This window comes from Virgibacillus sp. LDC1, assembly GCF_025792345.1.
Classification (GTDB): Bacteria; Bacillota; Bacilli; order Paenibacillales; family Paenibacillaceae; genus Paenibacillus_AQ; species Paenibacillus_AQ lautus.
Map to the genome: position 1 here is coordinate 948,149 of NZ_JAOXLZ010000001.1, position 22,294 is coordinate 970,442.

Consider the following 22,294-nt stretch of genomic DNA (forward strand, 5'->3'; position numbering starts at 1 on the left):
TTTTTAAGAAAAAGCGGGTGACGATGATTGAACCAAGCAGTTAGGGAAGGAAACATGACTCCGGAACAATTGTATTTATTTCATGAAGGAACCTGGTATCACAGTTACCAATGCATGGGCGCACACCGTGTTACTGAAGATGGACAAGAAGGCGTGCGTTTTACGGTGTGGGCTCCGAATGCAAGGCAGGTGGGTCTTGCCGGAGACTGGAACGGCTGGGACGGTTCCCAAGACACGTTATATAGGATGCCCGATTCGGGAATTTGGAGTCGGTTTTTCCCTGGGATGGAGACTGGAACTTTTTACAAATATCATATCACCGGACCGTATGGAGAAACGTTCTTGAAGGCGGATCCGTACGCGTTTCATGCCGAAATTCGGCCTGCAACGGCATCGGTCGTGACCGATCTCTCTGGTTATCATTGGAATGATGCTGCTTGGAAAAGAAAGAACAAATCCCCCTACACCAAGCCGATGAACATATATGAAATGCACTTTGGAACCTGGCGGCAAAAGGAGAACGGCTCGTTCTATACATACCGCGAGCTGGCGGACCAGCTGATCCCCTACTTGCTGGAGATGAGTTATACCCACGTGGAATTCATGCCCTTGGCTGAGCATCCGTACGACCTTTCGTGGGGGTATCAGGGAACCGGATTCTATGCGCTGACGAGCAGATACGGAAGTCCCCATGATTTCATGTACCTTGTGGATCAGCTGCATCAAGCTGGTATTGGCGTGCTCCTCGACTGGGTGCCCGCACATTTTGCCAAGGATGCCCACGGGCTTCGACTATTTGACGGGGCGGCTCTTTACGAGTACGCAGACCCGCAAAAAGCAGAGAAACCGGGCTGGGGAACACTGTCTTTCGATTATGCCAAGCCAGAGGTGATTTCATTCCTCATCTCCAATGCCTTATTTTGGATGGATATGTATCATATTGATGGTCTTCGTGTTGACGCTGTGACAAGTATGATCCGGTTGGATTTTGAGAAGCGCGAAGGTCAATACAGCCCTAATGAACATGGTGGCTTGGAAAATCTCGAAGCGATATCCTTTCTGCAGGAATTGAATAAAGCCGTGTTTCGCTATTACCCGAATGCCTTGATGATGGCCGAGGAGTCCAGCGCATGGCCAGGGGTTACGGCACCCGTGCACGAAGGAGGCCTCGGCTTTAATTACAAATGGAACATGGGCTGGATGAATGACACGCTGTCCTATGTGGAGAAAGAATTCGATCAGCGGCCTACCCATCATAATTTACTAACATTTCCCATTTGTTATGCCTATTCAGAGAATTTTACATTACCGCTGTCACACGATGAAGTCGTCCACGGGAAGAAATCACTGCTTAATAAAATGCCGGGAAGTTATGAGCAGAAGTTTGCGGGACTCCGAATTTTGCTCGGATATCAGGTTACCCAGCCCGGCAAGAAGCTGCTGTTTATGGGGGGAGAGTTCGGTCAGTTCATTGAATGGAAGGATCAGGAGCAGCTGGATTGGCTGCTGCTGGACTACGAAAGCCACCGGAAACAGCTGGCTTATACGGCAGCGTTAAACCGCATGTATGTGGAGGAGAAGGCGCTATGGGAGCAGGATCACCGATGGGAAGGCTTCGAGTGGCTCAGCGCCGATGATCATGAGCAGAGTGTACTATCGTACATGAGAATGGGCACAAAACCTGGCGATACACTGATTGTCGTCATTAATTTTCAGCCCCGGGCATATGACCAATATCGGATCGGCTTACCGAGAGCGGGACAGTACGTGGAAATATTGAATTCCGATCACACCGATTATGGCGGCTCCGGACTGGTCAACAACGAAGATATGAAAGCCGAGAAGAAGGCCTGGCATGGCCAAACCCACAGCCTGGAGATCAAGCTGCCTCCGTTAGGCATGGTCGTGTTAAAGAAAAAGCCGCGTTCCAGAAAATCGCAGGCTCGACAGGACGCTTCACTCAAGGAGGCAGCAGTAACAGAGAAGACGGCACGGAGAACCAAGCGAAATCAAAGGGGGAAGCAGGATTGAAATTGTTATTTGCAGCTTCAGAATGTGGACCGTACATCAAGACAGGCGGATTGGCGGATGTGATCGCTGCTTTGCCTAAATCCCTTCGTGGCATGGGCGAGGATATTCGGGTGGTTCTTCCCAAATATCGAGGAATTCCTGAGGAATACCGGGAGCGTATGACTCATGTAGGGGAAACCCGGGTGCGGGTAGGCTGGCGCGAGCAGTATTGCGGCATCGAATCCCTGGTAGAGGACGGGGTCACGATCTATTTCATAGATAATGAATATTATTTTGGCCGCGACGGCATTTATGGGTACATGGACGATGGCGAGCGCTTTTCGTTCTTCAACCGCGCCGTCCTCGAGATATTGCCGGTTATCGGCTTTCAGCCGGACGTGCTTCACTGCCACGATTGGCATACGGCCATGATTCCGCTGCTTCTTGAAGATGTCTACCGCCATGATCCTTACTATGCGGAGATTGGAACCGTATTTACCATCCACAATTTGTTGTATCAAGGCGTATATCCATACGAGGTGCTGGTTGATCTGCTTGGAATCCACAGCCGCCATTTCACAGCGGACGGCGTGGAATATTACGGAAACGTGAATTTCATGAAAGCGGGAATCGTCTATGCAGATCATGTAACGACGGTTAGCCCGACATATGCCTCGGAGATCCAGACCGGTTATTACGGATACGGACTCGACGGGCTTTTGTCAGCCCAAGGTTCGAGATTGAGCGGCATCGTGAATGGCATTGATACCAAGAGTTACAACCCGGCGACCGATCCGCACATCGCGATGAAGTTCCGGAGCGGCCTGAATAAGAAAACGCAGAATAAAATTGCCCTGCAGGAAGAGTTGAATCTTCCGGTGGCCCCGCATATTCCGTTGATGTCGATGGTGACGCGGCTGGTCGATTCGAAGGGACTCGATCTGGTCATCCGGATTCTGGATGAGCTGCTGTACTATGATGAGATTCAATTTGTCGTTCTGGGAACGGGAGACCCTTCATATGAACATTGGTTCCGGGAAGCGGCCAATCGGTATCCCAATAAAATGTCGGCCCAGCTTCGGTTCAATGAACCGTTGTCCCGGCGCTTCTACGCTGGCAGCGACCTGTTCTTGATGCCTTCCAAATTCGAACCGTGCGGTATCAGCCAACTCATCGCCATGCGTTACGGCAGTGTTCCGATTGTCCGCGAAACAGGCGGACTGAACGATACGGTTCATGCATATAACGAGTATACGGGGGAAGGGAACGGATTCTCTTTCAAGGATTACAACGCGCATGATATGATGAACACGATCCGGCGCGCAACCTCTATTTACCGCATGCCTGAGCACTGGCGTAAAGTGAGCAAGAACGCCTTGGGCGGGGATTACAGCTGGAACGTTTCAGCGAAGGAATATCAGGAGATATACCATCAAATCACCAAATCACACGCTTGAACCATAACAAGAAGACAGGGGTGCAAGGATAGCCGAATAACGCTGCTATCCCTGCACCCCTGTGTGCTTGTTGAAGCTCGGTATGGATGCTATGGTGCCAGTTGGTCTGAGGCTTCATATCCCTGATCTAGGAGTGTGTATCACATAAGTGGAGTTTATTAATGTTTCAATTGCCGACATAAAATTCGATATGCATAAGGTTCTAAATCGATATGCATCGTACCGTTTACCGGTTTTACAGGCTCCTCGGTCTGGGCATCAATCCAATCGGTCGTGACGATAGGATGCGATATGGTGCGTTTGGAGTCGCTGTTGTTCATCCAGACGATAAAATGCATGGTTTCGTCCGCACGCTCGTACACGATGCAAGGATCATGGAGATTCGCTTGCAGGAAACGGAAGCGCCCTTGTCTCAGCGCCTTATGTTTTTTTCGAAGCGCGATCATCCCTTGATAAAACTTATACAGCTCTTGGTTTCGTTTCTTGGGATCCCATTCCATGCATTTCCGGCAATCGGGATCTCCGTCCCCGGTCAATCCGATTTCGTCGCCATAAAAGATGCACGGCGTTCCCATGAATGTAAACAGAAATACAACGGTGAGTTTCATACGCCGGATATCTTCTCCCACACGGGTAAGCAGCCTCGGCGTATCGTGGCTGCACAGCAGATTAAAGACCACTTCGTTGGTCTGCTGCGGATATCGCATCAGGATCGAGCCGATCCGGTTGGCGAAAGTGAGCCCGTCCATGTTGCCGTTAAAGAACTCCAACACCTTATCGGCAAAAGGGTAATTCATGACGGAATCAAACTGGTCACCTTGCAGCCAGATTAAGGAGTCCGACCAGACTTCGCCCACGATATAAGCCTCAGGGTTGGCCTTCTTGACGACTTGTCTGAAATCCCGCCAGAAATGATGGTCAATTTCATTGGCAACGTCCAGACGCCAGCCGTCGAGATTGATCTCCTTGATCCAGTACTCGGCTACACCCAGCAAATACGCCTTAACTTCGGGATTGGCCGTATTGAATTTCGGCATATTTCCGAAAAAGCCGAAGGTATCGTAGCTGGGAATGCCATCCTTGACCTCGCAAGGAAACTGGTTCACATGAAACCATTCGGCATATCTGGATTTCTCGCCGTGCTTCAGCACGTCCTGAAAGGGAGGGAACTCTTCGCTGCAGTGATTGAAAACCGCATCGAGAATCACTCGAATGCCTTTAGCGTGACAAGTATCTACTACTTTTTTCAACAATTCATTATCGCCAAAGTGCGGATCCACCTGTTTATAATCAACCGTGTCATATTTATGATTGGAGGGGGAGAGGAAGAGCGGAGTAAAATAAATGGCGTTAATGCCCAGGTCAACGAGATCATCCAGATGATCCAGTACGCCCTGCAGGTCACCGCCGAAGAAATTATCCACCTCCGGCTTGCCGCCCCAGGCCTCGGTTTCTTCAGGATTGGTGGCAGGGTTTCCGTTAGCAAAGCGCTCCGTCATAATTTGATAAAACACGGCTTCTTTAGCCCATTCCGGTACTTTGAATACATCGACTTCATGTATGTACGGGAATTCAAAGTAACCTGCAGGCGGATAAGGATAGTCCCATCCGATTCCGCTGTCCACCATATAAACCGTCTCATCTCCGGCATGAATCCGAAAGCCGTAGGACAGTCTTTTGTATTTCGGCCTGACTCCGCATTCCCAGTAATCAAACATGTCATCCGAGGCGGCCTTTTCCATGGTGATCTCGAAGTACGTACGGTCCCAATCATATTTGTCGCCGGTCATGGCCACAACAGAATCAATATCGTTTTTCTTGGTTCGGATCCGAAGATGAATGGTTTTTGTATCATATGCATAAGCCCATTTATCTCTTGGAACATGATACAGTGCTTCTAACAGCATGGTTACACCTCCTATATGAGTAAAGCTATAGCTAATTAATAACCAACTGCTGGCTTGCATGAATCATGGAGTGAAAGAGACAGCCCGGCTGGCATTCATTTATCAAGTGCCGGGATTTTATGCGCTATTATAAGATGGGAAAGGAACGGATAGTTTATGCATCGTCGGAAAAGCGTTCACTACAGATCCTCTTCTCACTTCATGCGTGATTCTAAAGTCCTGTATGTACATTTATATGTAGGAAAAAACGAACGGCCCGTAATGCTAAAAATGACCGACTGATTTCCACAATATAGAATTTAAAAAGATTCAGCGCTCTAATTTATTTGACCAAATGGTTAAAAGAATCATGAGTAACATAATCCTAGGGGTATGATGAATTGACCATTGTATTAAAATAGTGAAATAGGCGCCATGTGCAAGTTAAAAAGCATTTGTGCTCAAATTGAAAATCCATGAATTTTAATTGCATATTCATGCATCCTGTTTTATAATGACTCAGTTGCATTTTTTCTATGATTGAATCTATTTGTAATAGTTAGGGGAGAAACGAGACATATGAAACGTAAATTTACAGCGTGGATGACCCTATTCATGGTGGTCGTGCTATCTTTTGGCAGTATCGTCCATGCGGAGGGTGAGAAGAAAACGGTGATTCTCGGCACGAGTGCCGATTATGCACCTTATGAGTTCCATAAAACGATAGATGGCGTGGATACCATCGTCGGATTTGATATCGATATTGCGAAGGAAATCGCCAAGGATCTTGGTGCCGAGCTCATAATTAAGGACACCTCCTTTGATGCGCTCTTGCCGGAGCTGACGAGCGGCCGCGTGGATTTCGTTATATCGGGCATGAATCCGACGGAAGAGCGCCGAAAAAGCATTGATTTCTCCGAGCCATATTATGCTGCGGAACAATCGGTTGTCGTTCGTAAGGAAGATGCACTCAAGTTCAACACGCTTGAAAGCCTGGAGGGAGCCCGGATCGGGGTTCAGAAGAGCTCCATTCAGGAGTCCATTGCAAAGACCATCCCGAAAGCCAATGTAGTATCACTGGATAAAATCCCGGACTTGCTGCTGCAGCTGGAATCCGAGCGCGTGGATGTTGTTCTCGCCGAGTATCCGATCGCGAAGACCAATATGAATGAAGCGACCATGGTGATCACGGACGCCAAACCAACGGCTGAGAACGATGCCTATGCCATCGGGGTTCGCAAAGGGAACGAAGAGCTGCTCAAGAGCATTAATGCTACACTCGAGCGCTTGAAGGAAAATGACCAGATCCAGAAGTTTGTCGACGAGGCCAGTGACCTGGCTGCCGGTCGTAAGGCAGAGAATCTGAACACATTTGAATTTTTCTGGAAATATCGCGATTATTATGCGAAGGGAATCCAGTTTACGCTGCTTATTTCGGCCCTTGGTGTGTTTTTCGGCTTCATTCTCGGATTGATTATCGCTTTAATGCGGATGTCGGGTGTTAAAATCCTTAAGTTTTTGGCTACCGCTTATATTGAGATCATCCGTGGTACCCCGATGCTGGTCCAGTTGTTTATTATCCATTACAGCTTGGCGGCGTTTGATATTAAATTCTCACCGATCCAGTCGGGTATTTTGACGCTTTCTATCAACAGCGCTGCCTATCTGGCTGAAATATTCCGTGCCGGCATTCAAGGCGTGGACCGCGGTCAATTGGAGGCTGCACGCTCTCTCGGAATGACCAAAGGCAAAGCGATGCGCCACATTATTTTGCCGCAAGCGTTAAAAGGCGTTTTGCCTGCCATCGGCAATGAGTTTGTTGTCATCATCAAGGAATCCTCCATCGTCTCCTTCATCGGTGTGGTGGACATTATGTATCAAGCTCAGATTTTGCGCGGCATGACGTTTGCGGCATTGAATCCGCTGCTTGTGGCTGCCCTGATCTACTTTATACTGACATTCGTTCTTTCGAAGCTTCTGGGTGTCTGGGAAAGGAAGTTGAGTGCAAGTGATAACCGTTAAGGATCTTCATAAATCGTTTGGCAAGCTGGACATATTGAAAGGCATTAACATCGAGATTGCAAAAGGAGAAGTGGTGGTTGTCATCGGACCGAGCGGCTCCGGTAAAAGTACCTTCTTACGATGTCTCAATTTGCTTGAAGTGCCGACCAGCGGCGAAATTTCGTTCGAGGGTGAGCTGATCACCGCCAAGAATCACAATATCAATGCTACCCGTGAGAAAATGGGCATGGTATTTCAGCAGTTTAACCTGTTTCCTCACAAGAAGGTCATTGATAATATTACGCTCGCTCCCATTCAGGTGAAGGGCGTCTCGGCGAAGGAAGCCGAGGCGACTGCAGACGAGCTGCTGAAGTCAGTTGGCCTGCAGGACAAGAAGGAGGCGTATCCTTCCCAGCTGTCCGGAGGACAGAAGCAGAGAATTGCCATAGCGAGAGCGCTCGCGATGCAGCCGCATGTCATGCTGTTTGACGAACCGACCTCCGCACTGGACCCGGAGATGGTTGGTGAGGTATTGGAAGTGATGAAGAAGCTTGCCGAGGGCGGTATGACGATGGTCATCGTCACCCATGAGATGGGCTTTGCTCGGGAAGTGGGAGATCGGATCCTGTTCATGGATGGCGGTAAAATCGTTGAGGAAGGCAAGCCGGACCAGCTGTTTGGCCATCCGACTCATCCTCGTACGCAAGAGTTTTTAAGTAAGGTTTTGTAACTTTTATATCTGCATTGTAACAAACCAAAACAGCGCCATACCTGATTGTTTCAGGAATTGGCGCTGTTTTTGTCTGTTTATTGGTAACAATTGCTTGCAGTATAGGTTACAAAATTGTGATATATTCATGTTCGTTGACATACTACATCCGAATGACCAAGTTACATATAAGGAGGCATCTTTAGATGTTACAACAAATGAAATCATGGACTAAAAATCGTGGACTTAACCATAAGATCGCTGGAAAAACTGCAAAATGGTTTACCATTACAGCCGTTGCCCTTGGCTTGACTTTTGCCGGAGGGGGACTGCAGGCGCATGCAAGCGCAGTGCATGTGGCCAAGAACGGCGATACCTTTTATTTCTTGTCCAAACAGTACGGCGTTAACATGGACAAGCTGATGAAGGCTAATCCGACGATTAAAGCAACAAATATATACCAGGGTCTGAAAATCACCATCCCCGGTTCGGTATCGATGAACTCGACGGCGTCTGCTGCACCCATCGCTCCAGCCTCCGGGTTTACGCCTACCTTGAGTGTTTCCCCTGAGAAGAACGTGGTGGAGGCATGGGGCAAGACGTTTAATTACAGCAAAACATTGTCGGTCAAGGCGACTGCTTATTCTGCTGCCGCAAGTGAGAACGGGAAATGGGGCGCCGTTGATTACTTCGGAAATTCCCTTGAGCTCGGTACCATTGCGGTGGATCCCAAGATCATTCCGCTCGGCACCAAGGTGCTTGTAACAGGACATGAGCATCCAGGACTGCCGAAAAAGGCATTTGTAGCAGAAGCTCGTGATATCGGCGGGGCTATTAAAGGGAATCGGATTGATATCTTCATTCCGGGTTCACAATCGGCCGTGAAGCAATTCGGCATTCAGGACATCAAATTGTTCATTATCGAATAATTCAATTCATCCTCATGAAATAACAATTCTAATACGGAAGACGGCTAGTCTGGAGCAAAACTCCAGTCAGCCGTCTTTTTATGTCATGCAGATTTATCTCGACTCTGATACTCCTAACATCTCCGGGAGTGTCACGAAGCTATATCCCTTACTCCGCAATTCGGCAATAATATCCGGGAGCGCTTCGATCGTTCCGGTTAGGTCCGACCCCACGCCACCTCCGGCATGTTGGAGTACGATCGAGCCTGGCCCGACCGCTGATAAAATGTTGCGCTTTACCTCTTCCTTAGGCAGTCCTTTCCAATCGAGAGAGTCGACATTCCAATTCACGACTTTGTATCCGTTTTTGCGTGCCCACTGAAGCTGCTCTTCGTTAATATCGCCATAAGGCGGACGGATTAGCCGAGGATCCACTCCGGTTAGGGATTTCAAGATCGTGTTGGTACGTTCGATTTGGCTTTTGAATTTGTCCAGGCTCAGCTTGTTCAGCTGTGCGTGATTATAAGAGTGATTGCCAATGGCATGACCTTCTTCATGGATTCGTTTCGCGAGATCGGGGCGTTTTTTGGCGCGTTCCCCCACTGCAAAGAATGTGGCTTTTACCTGATACTCTTTGAGGACGTCCAGTACTTTTCCGGTAAAACGGGGATCCGGAACATCATCAAAGGTCAGAGCGATCTGTTTGATCCGGGGTCCGCTGGAGCGAAAGGTATCCGGGTATTTTCTCAGCAATTGGCTTAAAGACGGCGCATCGTCTGAATTTTGGGTCTTATTGCGGTTGGCATGATCCATGATTTGACCGGACTCCGACATGACGGAAGTGTCCTGGGGGTGAAGTGACAAACTATGTACAGCGGACGCGTTTGCCGGGATGTCCGGCACCATAAAAAAGAATAACATGATCCACAACAGGCAGCTTCCTGCGCAGTATCGTTTGAACATCTCGATCGGCCCCCTTCGCTTTTTAATATGGTATGCCCAGTTGATCGGGCGATTATCCTCAATATGGAATGCGATGTTTTTTAGTTTTCCCGCAGAAAGGTGTATAATAACCGGTATCAGATTTTATTACATCTTGATCATTTGGATATGGAAGGAGATAATCGCTTGGCAGACTTGTTTACACCTTACAATTTCAAGAATTTGACCCTCAAGAATCGCATTGTTATGCCACCGATGTGTCAATATTCCGTTCAAGCTGAGGACGGGATTCCGAATGATTGGCATTTTGTTCATTACGTCAGCCGTGCCGTAGGAGGTACTGGCTTAATTATTGTGGAAATGACAGGTGTCCATCCTGATGGACGCATTACGAATCAGGATACGGGGATCTGGGACGACAATCAGATTCCAGCCTATCGCCGTATTGTGGAGAACGTGCATTCTTATGGAACCAAGATCGGTATCCAGCTTGGGCATGCCGGAAGAAAAGCGCAGGATGCTGAACCGTCGGTAGCCCCTTCTGCGATTCCGTTCAGCTCTCATTACAAAATGCCAAAGGTGCTTTCCGGGGCGGAAGTGGAAGAGCTCATTCAAGCCTTTAAGGAAGGCGCGCGTCGAGCTGTTGAAGCCGGGTTTGATACCGTTGAGATTCATGGCGCGCATGGTTATCTCATTCATCAGTTTCACTCGCCGCTGACGAATCAGCGCAGTGATGAATATGGTCAAGACCTTCCTCTGTTCGGCGAGCGGGTTGTTCAAGCCGTTAAGGAAGTGCTGCCTGAAGGCATGCCGATCATGATGAGGGTATCTGCAAAAGAATATGTGGACGGCGGTTACGATGTGCAATATTGTGCGGAGATCTGCAAACGTTACCGGGATGCCGGTGTCGATATCTTTCATATCTCCTCGGGGGGAGAAGGCCAGGTCGGTGCCAATGGCGGCCCGGAAGCGAAGCCCGGTTATCAGGTGGATCTGGCAGCAGAGTTCAAGCAGCTGTTAAAGGTGCCTGTTATTGCGGTAGGATTGCTGGATGATTACAATGCCGCGCAAGAGGTGATTTTGTCAGGCAAAGCGGATCTGGTGGCGATTGGCCGGGGGATGCTCCGCGATCCCTACTGGGCTGTTCATGCAGCCAAGGCGCTTGATGGCGGACAGAAAGTTCCCAAGCAATATGAACGAGGGTATTAAAATGAACAACTTCTAAAAAAATTTTGAAACGTTTTGGGATCATGGAACGTAAACAATAATCATATACCAGTATTTAAAAGTGAAAGCGAGAGGAAGAGAACGATGTCCATATTTAAAAGATTGCGCGATTTGACCATGTCCAATATTAACGCCATTATCGACAAGGCGGAAGACCCGATTAAAATGACGGACCAGTACATTCGGGATATGACGGAAGATCTTGAGGATGCCGAGAAAGCGGTAGCTTCGCAAATTGCCATCGAGAAACGCTTTAAAGCACTTTATGAAGAGCAAGCTGCGCTTGTCGAAAAACGCACACAGCAGGCTCATACCGCAGCACAAGCTCAAAACGTTGATCTTGCCCGCCGCGCGCTGGAAGAGAAGAAGGCCGCCGAGGCCAAACGTGATGAGTACAAAGCAAGCTACGATCAGAACAAACTGGCAGCCGACAATCTGCGCGGCAAGCTGGAAGAAATGCGTAAGCAGCTTACAGCGATGAAGAACAAACGTGAAACTTTGGTCGCCCGTTATAATGCAGCTAAAGCGCAAACGGAGATTAACAAAGCGATGAACGGATTCGGGTCTGACACAGCGTCTGCCGGTTTGAAACGAATGGAAGAAAAGATGCTCGCTATGGAAGCTCGTGCGGAAGCAAGCAATGAAATGTCGACACGTGAAAAATCCCTTGATGATGAGTTTGAGAACCTTGGCAAGGACAAAGTCGTTGAGGATGAGCTGGCAGCTTTGATGAAACAATACGAGAACAAGTAAAAACGGATTCAACGGTCTAACAGGTATATAGTTTAGGGGGCGAGGGAGAAACAGCAGGGCTGAATGCAGCTGTGCTTCTCCTTCGCTTTTGTTTGATAGTAGATATACATGGGGAACATCCCTTTGGACGATTGTCTTTAATTGATGCAGTCCGGGGCTTAAGGAGTTTTTCGTATGTTGAATGTGGAGGCTTAGCGATGGATTTTGATATGATCTTGCGTGTATTGCTTTGGACAGCTGTCGGTGGACTGCTGTTGTTTGTTTTGATGTTTGTGGATTCCCTGTTCACGAAATATAACGATCTTGAAGAAGTGAAAGCGGGTAATATGGCGGTAACCACAAGACTGATACTGAAGCTGTTCGCACAAGGATATATTTTATCCGTGTCGATCGGAACATCATATCATCTGCTTGAGGCGATTGTGGTATCGATCATTTCGTTTATCATATTGTTGGTTCTCGAATCGTTGACAGAGCTCATGCTGCGTAATTTCGGCAAGCTGAACCTTGATAAAGGCACCCGCGAGGGTAAGACGGGATACGGCTTGTTTGCAGGATCGCTGCATGTGGTTGGAGCGTTAATTATTACCGCTTGCCTATAGAACGCATAATGGAGATAGGGGACAGGAAAGATGAGTATGTGGAAAAGAATCAGCAACTTATTTAGTAAGCCGGAGCCGCCCAAGGTAGAGAAAAGCATGCTGCAGCTGGCTCCCGGCGATATTTGCGAAGTGTCTCTGGTCACTTATGAAGTCACGGGTCGCGTGCACAATCGCGGTCGCAATGCAGTCGTCTTAACGCTGCAGGATGGCAGCACCATTGCTTATCTTCATATCGAAGAGCGCGAGACGGTTCAGTATGCCTTGTATTCGCCGATTGATGGACGGCTGGATTCTCCGGATGAGGTACCCTCCATCATCGATTTGGACGATCATGTATTTCATTTGGAAGAGGAATACGGGGGACATGTTTCGATTACCGGTCGCACTGCGTTTACTCAAAGTGGGGAGCAGCATGTATGGCAATACCAATCGGATGATTACAAACTGCTGCGAATTGAATGGCAGAATGGACGGTTTATGTTGTATGAAGGCGAGAAAGTGATACCGGGGGACGTTCGAGTTATCCGGGCGACTTAGGAGTGGTGGCATGAAGGAACGCTCTTTTATATCTATAAAAATCATATTGGTGCTGAGTTTGTTCGTATCATTATTGAGTGGATGCGGAGCGCCGAATATCAAAGATACCTATCCGCTGGAATCCGTCAATCGAGACGGAAATGCAACGTCCTATGTGTACCGGGCAGCTGATAAAAGCGTTCCCGATGTTGCAGGCGAGCTCATGGCGGCAAACACGCCGGATCAATCGTCTCCTGAGGATAGCGAGCGGATGTTTCTGGTGTATGGGGATGAGTATTACCATTTGCAGCAGGATCCCCAGAAGCCGACCGATACGCTGATCGAAATCGATTCCAAAGAGTACGTTCAGCGCAACTATGATTCAAGTTTCCTGCAAGGCTACTTAACAGCCGTTCTGATCGGGAACTTATTTGATTCGATGGGCGGCGGAGGTTACCGCGGTTATACAAGTAAAGATGTGTATAAACCGGCACAAGGTAACTACAAGAAGCCGACAAGCCAGGATAAGAAGATCGCTCCGCCGCTGACGGTGGACCGGAGCGGTAAAATTACCCGGCGCGGTCAGGATTCTGCCGGTACCGGCGGAAGCCTGTTCCGACGAAATCCGGATACAAGCGGAGACCGCGGCACGATCAAGCGCGGCGAAAGCGGCGGAGGTTTGTTCGATTCGCCGAAGAAATCGTACAAGAAGCCGAAGACCCGAATCGGCTCCGGCAAAATTTCCCGAAGGGGACGAAGGTAATGCAAGAAGTTTCAAGCGCATGGTCTGGTGACCATGCGCTTTTTTTTGTCCAGATAAAAATTGTACACCCGATTGGTGTCTTCCTATATTGCTTATAGAGCCGGAGGCATTGAGGGGACCTGGTGCTCGGTTTGAAGATTGTTCAGAATGTAGTACAGTAAGAATGTCAGTTTTCTTTGAGTCAGAAAGTGAGGGATGCGTTGTGAAGGATAATCATTCGATATCGCCTAAGAAACAAAATCATAAATTTGATCGGCGCGCATTACAGGTAGCGGACGCGCAAGCGCTTGCCGCTTCTTATGCGGGGCTTGGTCAGGAGGAGCTCATTCGGCTGCAGGAGAGTGATGGACGTGTGCTTGCTTCCGATGTCATCGCCCCCCACCCGTTTCCGGCTTTTGCCCGTTCGGGCATGGACGGTTATGCCGTTCGATCAGCGGATTTGGCGGCATGCGATCTAGGGGAAAAGGTGTGGCTTGAGGTTGTCGACCAGATCCCGTGCGGATATGTATCTGCAATCCCGATCGAGCAAGGCAAGGCTTCCCGCATCATGACAGGCGCTCAAGTCCCTGAAGGGGCAGACGCTGTCGTTATGCTTGAAGCGACGGAGCTTCGAGTCGAAGATGATGGCCTAACCCATGTAGGCTTCAAGCGGTCCATCGAGAAGGGAAAGAATATCACTCCCCTCGGATTCGAGCTGCAGGAAGGTGATTTGATCCTCCGCCGGGGAACTCTCATCGGGCCTGGAGAAATTTCGGTTCTGGCTACCTTCGGCATACATCAGGTAGAAGTGTATCGACAGCCGGTAGTAGGGATTTTCTCAACGGGCACCGAACTATTGGACATCACCGAGCCGCTTGAACCCGGTAAAATCCGAAACAGCAATACCTATATGCTTGCATCGCAAATTCGGGAAGCCGGTGGTGTGCCGGTGATTATGGAGGCGATCCCGGACGATATCGAGCTTGCCCGCCAGAAGGTGGAGGAAGCGCTCCAGGTGTATGACATCGTGGTTACGACAGGCGGCGTTTCTGTAGGCGACTACGATATTATGGGCGAGCTGGTGACTTCCGGCGGTCTGGACATGCTGTTTAATAAAGTCACAATGCGTCCCGGAAGTGTGACAACCGCGGCTGTGAAGGAGGGTAAGCTGCTCTTCGCGCTATCGGGTAATCCGGGGGCATGTTATGTGGGCTTTCTGTTGTTTGTCAGACCTGCGATCCGAAAGATGCTTGGCATGGAGCAGTTGTTTTTAACCGAATGGACGGCAGAGTTGGGTTCGGATTACTCGAAAGTGAATAACTTTACCCGTTTCGTCCGGGGGAGCCTTGAGGTATCAAATGGAAAGCTTATAGCGACACCTGCATCCCTTGATGAATCGAGTGTTATGATCACGATCAAAGACAGTGACTGCTTAATTGTGATTCCGCCAGAGCTTCGAGGTGCGGTTAAAGGCCAAACCGTACAAGTTCTCGTTCTGCCGGGAGCCTGGACATGAAGATTTTCCAGATCTGCGGTTATAAGAACAGTGGCAAAACAACGTTGATTGCCAGCTTGATTCCACAGTTGAAACGGCACGGCATTCGGACAGCCGTCATCAAGCATGATGGCCACGGATTTGAAATGGACCACGAAGGGACCGACACGTACAAATTCCGTGAGGCGGGAGCCGAGGGGATCGCCATCGCTTCACCGGGGCGTACGGCGATGCTGATGGAAACGGAGCTGGAACTTGCGTCGTTGATCCATTTGTACAGCGATTTTGATCTGGTGCTTGTCGAAGGTTATAAGATGCAGCCTTATCCGAAGCTCGTACTGCTGCGGGGAACGGAGGACATTGGGCTGCTGGATCAAGTTGAGGAGATCAGGGGTATCGTGGTGCGTCCTGAAATGCTAAAGGAACCGACGGCCCTGCATGAGATACAGCAGCGGCTAGCGGTTCCCCTGTTTACTTGGAATGACACGGAGCGGGTCACGTCGCTGCTGCTGTCATTATAAACAAGCTGTGGTTAATCTTCAGAGCGGCGTTCAATCGCCTCGGACATGGTTTTGTCCGTTAAGTGGGCGTACACTTCGGTTGTCTCGGTAGAAGCGTGTCCCAGTTGTTCTTTGGTTTTGTAGATATCATTTTGAAGATAATAGTCGGTTGCAAACGAATGCCGCAGCTTATGCACGGTCAGGGATGGCTTGCCAAAACGCTTGGCGTATTTGATGATCATCGCCTGAATCGCCCGTTTGGTCATGCGCTGCCCTTCGTTCTGGCCGTTACGCAGTGCAACGAACAGAGCTTTTTCTTTTTTTGGCACCTTGTAGCGAGCCTGCCGAAGCTGCAGGTAATACTCAAGATCGTCTTTGGCTTGAGCACGGAAGTAGACCGGGGTTTTAAAGGTTTCGTCATTATTCCCTTTACGATAGACATGCAGCATTTTATTGTTCAGGTCGATGTCTGCAAGATTCAAATTGACCACTTCGGATACACGAAGACCGGAATTTAATATGAGGCTGGCGATACAGGCATCTCTGACTTTATTTTGTTCATGCGCATAGAGCGCCTGCTTGTTCTGCTCCACATCCAGCCCATAACCTTCGTGAATGTAAGTAATGAAATCCTGAAGCTCTTCTTCTTCCAATATTTTTCCTTTTAACTTGGCAGCCGTATCTTTGGGTTTATGAATTCGCTTAATTTCCACTTTAGCCATGATGTTACGCTTGAGAAGCGGATAAAAATCCTCATCCTCTGCAATCTGGCTTAAATAATGAAACAGGGAGCGCAGCGATGAGAGCTTGCGGGAAACCGTGATTCTCGAGTTGGTCCCTTCCCGGCGCGTAGTCAGATATAATCGATAACTGGTGATGCTGTCCATGCGCAGCGTCTCCAGCTCAAGCAGCGTCACCTCTCGGTTAGAGGTTGCTTGGGACAGCCCCTCCGACCGGAGCCAGTTAAAAAACGTTTCATAATCCCTTACATATTCGAGCAGGGTGGAGGGGGAGAGATCCGGGAGCTTGTAGTCGATAAATTGCTGTACGAACCAAGGCATGTCCGGCGATTTCTCATCGAGTCTTGCACGGTCGATATCTTTTTGTATATTCATGTTCCACCTCGAATGATTGTCTTTATAGCGATGACCTGTGTCATTAATTACTAGTGTAACATATGGAAAGTCTATCGTGCTTGAAGGTGTCAGATCACCGTGCTCACGGATCGATATTGCGCTTGTGTTTCACTATGAGCGGATACTATGATGAAGATATGAAGCATGAAAATGATAGATGATATGCCCAGGGAGGCGGCAGCATGATTTCAGAACGATCGGAACGCATGGGAATTGAGCTGGTTCCCAAGCGAAAACAAGCCGTTATCGTAAACTTGATGCAATTGTACTTATATGATTTTACCAAGTATCTGGATATTTCGGTGAATGATCAAGGGCTGTTTTTGCCCTATCCGGATCTGGATGAATTCTGGAAAAAAAGGGAACGGAAATACCCGTATCTGATTACGTTTGATCAACGGCCAGCCGGGTTTGCCTTGATCGAGCGGATGGATGACGCCGCAGAAGCGGACTATTACATGACGGAATTTTTTGTTATGCAAAAATATCGGCGTACGGGATTGGGGACTTGGGCGGCGACCTGTCTGTTCGATCAGTTCCAGGGACGCTGGAAGGTGACGCAAGTCAGCAGCAATTTGCCGGCGCAGGCTTTTTGGCGAAAAGTCATTGAATCTTATACGGGCGGACGATATGAGGAATATATTGATCCGGTTCGTCATAATCCTTCGCAATATTTCAATTCCTAACATGTTTACACGGATCGAATGAACGCTCAACGTGGATTATTGAATCTGGTTACAAAAAGATGATTAGGAGGGATTCGGATGTATTTACCGAGCTTTAATCTGGAAGGAAAAAAAGCTTTTGTAACAGGGGCGGGACGTGGAATCGGACGCGCTATTGCCGTAGGTTTGGCAGAGGCCGGATGTGATGTCGGCTTGATGTCCCGAACCAAAAGCGATTTGGAGGAGACCGCAAACTTGATCCATGGCTTGAACCAGGGTCAAGCATTTGTGCTGCCGGGTGATCTGACCATAAGGGAAGAGATCGAGGGGGCGATTCGCGAATTTGTAGATCAGACAGGACGGATCGATATACTGGTGAATAACGCCGGCATGAACATTCGTACGCCTGCGCTGGAAGTGACGGATTCGGAATGGGACTTGATTGTACAAACCAACCTGAAGTCGGCTTTTGTAGCTTCTCAAGCGGCTGCTCGATTTATGAAAGATCAGGGAAATGGCAGAATTATCAATATCTCCTCCGTAGGCGGACATACCGCCCTTCGCACAGGCGTTGTCTATGGATCAACGAAGGCGGCTCTTATCCATATGACCAAGGTGCTTGCGATGGAGTGGGCGCAGTATGGAATTCAGGTCAACTCGGTCGGACCTTGGTATTTCCGGACTCCGCTGACAGAGAAGCTCCTTAGTGATGAAGCTTATATGCAGGCCATATTGGACCGGACACCGCTTAAGCGCGTGGGAAGTCTGGAAGAAGTGGTGGGACCTGTCGTTTTCCTGGCATCCGAGGCTGCCAATTACATGACCGGGCAAACGCTGCTGGTGGATGGCGGACTTAGCATATATGGATTTTAGCAGGGGAGTATTCTTTCAAACTTAAGAAAATCGTGAAATCGGAATGATATGAAAAAAAAGCTTTCAGGTTTATTCGGATCGGGTAATGATGAATGGGATTAACAGGGAGGAGAGTGAAGGAAAATGGAACGAAGAGCATTTGGACGTACGGACATGCAGGTTAGTGTGCTGGGATTTGGCGGCGCCGAGATCGGCCAGTCGGATCAGAAGACGGTGGACCGGCTGCTGCACAGCGCTATTGATGCGGGTCTTAACATGATTGATACCGCGGAATGTTATGGCCACAGCGAGGAATTGATCGGCAAGGCATTGTCAGGTCGAAGAGATGATTATTACCTGTTTACGAAATGCGGCCACGCTTCCGGTTTGGACTATCCGGATTGGGATCCCGTGATGCTTGCGCAGAGCATTGACCGCAGCTTGAAGCGACTGCAGGTGGATCACGTCGATGTCATCCATCTTCACAGCTGCTCTGAAGAGATCCTGCGGCGGGGCGAAGTGATCGAGGTGTTACGAAGAGCTAAGGAGCAGGGCAAAACGCGGTACATCGGCTATAGCGGCGATTCAACCGATGCGCTCTATGCTCTTCAAACCGGCGTATTCGACAGCTTTGAAACTTCGTTGAACATTGCCGACCAAGAGGCAATCGATCTCACGCTTCCGCTTGCCATGCAGCAGGAAATAGGGATTATTGCCAAACGTCCGGTAGCCAATGTTGCCTGGAAGAACGAATCGCTGAGCGAACAGGATTATGCTTACCCTTATTGGGTCCGGTTAGGCGAATTGAATTACGATTTTCTCGCGGATGTTCAGCAGGGCGTTGAAACGGCATTAAGATTCACGCTGAGCACGCCGGGTGTAGCAACTGCCATCGTTGGCACGGCAAATCCGGACCGGTGGGGACAAAATGCCGCAATGCTGGAAAAAGGGCTATTGCCGGAGGAGATTTACGAGTCGATCCGCAACCGCTGGCGAGAGGTTGCCGGTAAGGATTGGGTGGGCAAGGTATAGAAATGGTCTAAGATGAGCTTGTCGAGATCTCTCGGCAGGCTCTTTTTCGCGGACAGGAGCGGGGTGTCGATATGTATTGGACCAGGTAAGATACAGCTCTAACGGAAGGGCAGTCCTTTGTATCTTTGATATGGACACGAACCACCAGTTCATATAAGGGGTTCCTTTAATAGCTGCATTCCGAAAAAGTCATCAGCGGAACAGGACAAGTCATGAACGCAACCTAACAACTTTGCGCAAGTGTCCCTATAATTTAGATCAACAACAAAAATGATACCGCTTACATCACGGGAAGCCATTTTTGTTCAAATCGAAGTAGGGACAGGAGGAATGAAGAAGAATGCGAAGACATTGGATTTCTGTCATGCTTGTATGTTTGCTTATGTTGGGAGGAATGGATCGTGTAGGTTTAACCGCCGCAGCGGATGGCGTACCGCCAAAAGAATGGAACTTTATCACGCGCAGCGGGGATCGATTGATCGATGGCGAGAAGGAGTTCCGGTTCATATCCATGAACGGCTCAAATCTCACGTATATGCCAGCTCCCGTATGGCATCGCCCTGATCCATGGGAACAGGAGGATGTATTTAGATCCTTGCAGCAAATAGGTGGCACTGTAGTCAGGCTTTATACGTTCACGATCAAAGGGGGAACCGCCAATGGGGATCAGCCAAGTCATGTAACCGGCTTAAGGCAGTATAATGAAGACTATTTTCGGGACCTGGACCATGTGCTGAGACTGGCAAATGAGTATCATATCCGCGTCATTATTCCTTTTATCGATACATGGGAGCATGTCGGAGGAATAAAACAGTTTGCAGGTTTTCGGGGGAAGACCGCCGAGGAGTTCTACACCGATCCCGAATTGAAGGAAGATTATAAACACCTGGTTAGCTATGTGCTGAACAGGACGAATACTTATACCGGCATCAAATATAAAGACGACAAAGCCATCCTTGCTTGGGAAACCGGCAATGAGTTATACCCGACGGATGCTTGGACACAGGAGATGAGTGCTTATATAAAAAGTATGGACCCTAATCACATCGTAATGGATGGACGGTACGGTATCAGTCAGGCTTCCCTTGAGGATCCCAATGTGGATATCGTATCCAATCATTATTATGAGAGCGGAGGAGCTGATTATGCGCTGCGTGCTGCTGCGGACCGAAACTTGAGTTTGGGTAAAAAAGCGTTAGTCATCGGGGAGTTTGGACAGTCGAACAGGACAAATCTGACCCGAACGGCTGATGAGGCGATCGCTAATGGTACATCCGGAGCCTTGTTATGGACGTTGAAGTCTCACAACAAGGACGGCGGCTTTTACAACAAGGAAGGTGATTTCCGTTGGCCAGGCTTTCCATCGGGTGAAACCTATGACGAAAAGGCGATTATGTCCATGATTCGCGAAAAAGCCCACGAAATCCGCGGACTGCCGGTCCCGCCGATGCCAGTACCTGACGCACCTCAGCTACTGTCGATCGAATCGGTGCTTGGCATCGCCTGGAGAGGATCTGCGGGGGCGGAATCCTATCAATTCGAAAGAGCAGAGCACCTGGATGGGCCATGGACCATCATAGGCACTCAGGTACTGGATAGTGATATTCCTTTTCGGCCTTTCCAAGATACGACGGCTGCGGAAGGAATGAATTATTATTATCGGGTAAAAGGGATGAACGGAGCCGGAATCTCGGAGCCTTCGAATGTCGTTGGCCCAATTACCGCCTCTTCAGTTCCACCGGTACCGGATCAGCCGATGTGGATACCTTTTACCTCAGTTGCTTCCATGACCTGGTACCCGGTAGAATGGGCTGAATCGTATGATATCGAACGGGCTGAAGCGCCAAATGGACCTTGGTCGGTGGTTGGGGCGGATCTCGAGGAAGCAGATCAACCGTTCAAGGATGCGTCCGCAAGCAGCGGCATACCGTACTATTACCGAATTACGGCCAAAAACACGGGCGGTGCCTCGGAGCCGTCTGAAATATTCGGACCGATAACCGTTCGCAACATAGCCCAGCTCGCAGCTTTGACTGTGGATTCAACCAACGGATCTAACGTTAAGGAATATGCCGTTGATGGAAATCTATCCACCCGCTGGTTGTCTCAAGGGCAGGAAGAGAGCCATTTTATTGAAATGGAATGGACGGTTCCGCAAAAACTCAACTACTTAAAAATTTGGAGTGGAGCCGCGAGCGGCGAACAATGGCATATCCGTGATTTTAGCGTAGATTATTGGGACGGAACCGTATGGGTGCCGGTGGCATCCGTTGTCGATAATGACATGGACGGCTTTTATGGCGAGTATAATGATATGCACTTCGAAACACTTCAAACGACAGCCTTGCGCTTAAATATAACGAAGCCTTCATGGCAAGGGATACCGGTGAATCCGAATGATAAAATCGCCAGGGTTATGGACATGGAGACAGGCTACAACGACGACACGGCACCGAAGGAAGTGAATGACGCGGCGGTAGTGGAAGGGGACGGCCAGCTGACCTTATACTGGACGGATCCGGAGGATGACGATTTCGCCCAAGTCGTCGTTTTGGAAGAAGGTGCAGCAAAAGCCGAAGCTGAAGCGGTTCATGTAGGCAAAGGCGTACAAACCGTTACAATAAACGGGCTCGTGAATGGGACGGACTACGCGTATCGAATCCGAACGGTGGATGAGGCAGGGAATAAGTCTCCTGGCGTCACGGTTTCCGGTACGCCGGAAGTCGATCGTCCGGGTAACAGCTGCCCAGGCGGCGAGAAGCCTGATAGAGGCAAGCCGAGTAACCAACAAACTAACCACGGAAGCAAACTCAAGGATAAACCGTGCAAAGATAAACCCGGGAGCGTTCATTCATAAAAGG

At 49.1% G+C, this 22,294-nt stretch carries 19 protein-coding genes; 16 read left to right on the top strand and 3 right to left on the bottom strand.

The window, feature by feature from the left end; all coding sequences use genetic code 11:
- The first annotated feature begins 54 nt into the window (after window positions 1–54).
- Together glgB and glgA are read left to right on the top strand one after the other, a co-directional pair.
- Window positions 55–2,031 carry a 1,4-alpha-glucan branching protein GlgB gene (glgB, locus tag OHJ21_RS04490; protein WP_100536502.1) on the top strand — a complete coding sequence of 659 codons (1,977 nt, stop codon included), beginning with the start codon at window positions 55–57 and terminating at the stop codon, window positions 2,029–2,031.
- Window positions 2,028–3,467 carry a glycogen synthase GlgA gene (gene glgA / locus OHJ21_RS04495; protein ID WP_100536503.1) on the top strand — a complete coding sequence of 480 codons (1,440 nt, stop codon included), beginning with the start codon at window positions 2,028–2,030 and terminating at the stop codon, window positions 3,465–3,467. The genes glgB and glgA overlap by 4 nt, the downstream gene beginning before the upstream one ends.
- A gap of 158 nt (window positions 3,468–3,625) precedes the next feature.
- Here the strand turns inward: glgA and OHJ21_RS04500 are convergent, their stop codons facing one another.
- Complete coding sequence (locus tag OHJ21_RS04500) at window positions 3,626–5,374, bottom strand: alpha-glycosidase (protein WP_100536504.1); 1,749 nt, start codon at window positions 5,372–5,374, stop codon at window positions 3,626–3,628.
- Between the two features lie 558 nt (window positions 5,375–5,932).
- Between OHJ21_RS04500 and OHJ21_RS04505 the strand changes: the two genes are divergently transcribed.
- From OHJ21_RS04505 to OHJ21_RS04515, 3 genes are all read left to right on the top strand, one after another.
- Entirely contained in the window at window positions 5,933–7,375 is a 1,443-nt protein-coding gene (locus OHJ21_RS04505) for an ABC transporter substrate-binding protein/permease (RefSeq protein ID WP_098743311.1), read from the top strand.
- On the top strand, window positions 7,362–8,084 hold the full coding sequence (locus OHJ21_RS04510) for an amino acid ABC transporter ATP-binding protein (protein ID WP_165789607.1): 723 nt from the start codon (window positions 7,362–7,364) through the stop codon (window positions 8,082–8,084). Before OHJ21_RS04505 ends, OHJ21_RS04510 begins: the two co-directional genes overlap by 14 nt.
- A gap of 185 nt (window positions 8,085–8,269) precedes the next feature.
- Window positions 8,270–8,992, top strand: a complete 723-nt coding sequence (locus OHJ21_RS04515) for a 3D domain-containing protein (RefSeq protein WP_100536506.1) — start codon at window positions 8,270–8,272, stop codon at window positions 8,990–8,992.
- A gap of 93 nt (window positions 8,993–9,085) precedes the next feature.
- Here OHJ21_RS04515 and OHJ21_RS04520 read toward each other — a convergent pair whose 3' ends face one another.
- Window positions 9,086–9,934, bottom strand: a complete 849-nt coding sequence (locus OHJ21_RS04520; protein ID WP_486019366.1) for a polysaccharide deacetylase family protein — start codon at window positions 9,932–9,934, stop codon at window positions 9,086–9,088.
- A gap of 165 nt (window positions 9,935–10,099) precedes the next feature.
- On the opposite strand from OHJ21_RS04520, the gene OHJ21_RS04525 reads away from it, so the two are divergent.
- From OHJ21_RS04525 to mobB, 7 genes are all read left to right on the top strand, one after another.
- Entirely contained in the window at window positions 10,100–11,122 is a 1,023-nt protein-coding gene (locus OHJ21_RS04525; protein WP_100536508.1) for an NADH:flavin oxidoreductase/NADH oxidase, read from the top strand.
- A gap of 102 nt (window positions 11,123–11,224) precedes the next feature.
- Complete coding sequence (locus OHJ21_RS04530; protein ID WP_100536509.1) at window positions 11,225–11,893, top strand: PspA/IM30 family protein; 669 nt, start codon at window positions 11,225–11,227, stop codon at window positions 11,891–11,893.
- 197 nt (window positions 11,894–12,090) lie between these two features.
- Window positions 12,091–12,495 carry a DUF350 domain-containing protein gene (locus OHJ21_RS04535; RefSeq protein WP_071218177.1) on the top strand — a complete coding sequence of 135 codons (405 nt, stop codon included), beginning with the start codon at window positions 12,091–12,093 and terminating at the stop codon, window positions 12,493–12,495.
- A 30-nt stretch (window positions 12,496–12,525) separates the two neighbouring features.
- Window positions 12,526–13,032 (top strand): DUF4178 domain-containing protein, encoded by a 507-nt coding sequence (locus tag OHJ21_RS04540; RefSeq protein ID WP_127590806.1) that lies wholly within the window; start codon window positions 12,526–12,528, stop codon window positions 13,030–13,032.
- 10 nt (window positions 13,033–13,042) lie between these two features.
- The gene (locus OHJ21_RS04545) at window positions 13,043–13,774 is read left to right on the top strand and encodes a DUF4247 domain-containing protein (protein WP_100536511.1); all 732 of its coding nucleotides are present in this window, start codon (window positions 13,043–13,045) and stop codon (window positions 13,772–13,774) included.
- 202 nt (window positions 13,775–13,976) lie between these two features.
- Window positions 13,977–15,269, top strand: coding sequence for a molybdopterin molybdotransferase MoeA (locus tag OHJ21_RS04550; RefSeq protein ID WP_100536512.1), 1,293 nt, complete (start codon window positions 13,977–13,979; stop codon window positions 15,267–15,269).
- Complete coding sequence (gene mobB, locus OHJ21_RS04555) at window positions 15,266–15,769, top strand: molybdopterin-guanine dinucleotide biosynthesis protein B (protein ID WP_100536513.1); 504 nt, start codon at window positions 15,266–15,268, stop codon at window positions 15,767–15,769. Before OHJ21_RS04550 ends, mobB begins: the two co-directional genes overlap by 4 nt.
- Window positions 15,770–15,780: 11 nt before the next feature.
- On the opposite strand, the gene xerS is transcribed toward mobB, so the two are convergent.
- Entirely contained in the window at window positions 15,781–16,863 is a 1,083-nt protein-coding gene (xerS, locus tag OHJ21_RS04560; protein ID WP_100536514.1) for a tyrosine recombinase XerS, read from the bottom strand.
- A gap of 203 nt (window positions 16,864–17,066) precedes the next feature.
- On the opposite strand from xerS, the gene OHJ21_RS04565 reads away from it, so the two are divergent.
- The 4 genes from OHJ21_RS04565 to OHJ21_RS04580 all read left to right on the top strand — a co-directional run bounded on the left by OHJ21_RS04565 (window position 17,067) and on the right by OHJ21_RS04580 (window position 22,290).
- Window positions 17,067–17,570, top strand: coding sequence for a GNAT family N-acetyltransferase (locus OHJ21_RS04565; protein ID WP_100536515.1), 504 nt, complete (start codon window positions 17,067–17,069; stop codon window positions 17,568–17,570).
- 78 nt (window positions 17,571–17,648) lie between these two features.
- Entirely contained in the window at window positions 17,649–18,422 is a 774-nt protein-coding gene (locus OHJ21_RS04570) for an SDR family NAD(P)-dependent oxidoreductase (RefSeq protein WP_100536516.1), read from the top strand.
- Window positions 18,423–18,545: 123 nt separating this feature from the next.
- Complete coding sequence (locus OHJ21_RS04575; protein ID WP_100536517.1) at window positions 18,546–19,433, top strand: aldo/keto reductase; 888 nt, start codon at window positions 18,546–18,548, stop codon at window positions 19,431–19,433.
- A gap of 340 nt (window positions 19,434–19,773) precedes the next feature.
- The gene (locus OHJ21_RS04580) at window positions 19,774–22,290 is read left to right on the top strand and encodes a cellulase family glycosylhydrolase (protein ID WP_100536518.1); all 2,517 of its coding nucleotides are present in this window, start codon (window positions 19,774–19,776) and stop codon (window positions 22,288–22,290) included.
- The last annotated feature ends 4 nt before the right edge of the window (window positions 22,291–22,294 follow it).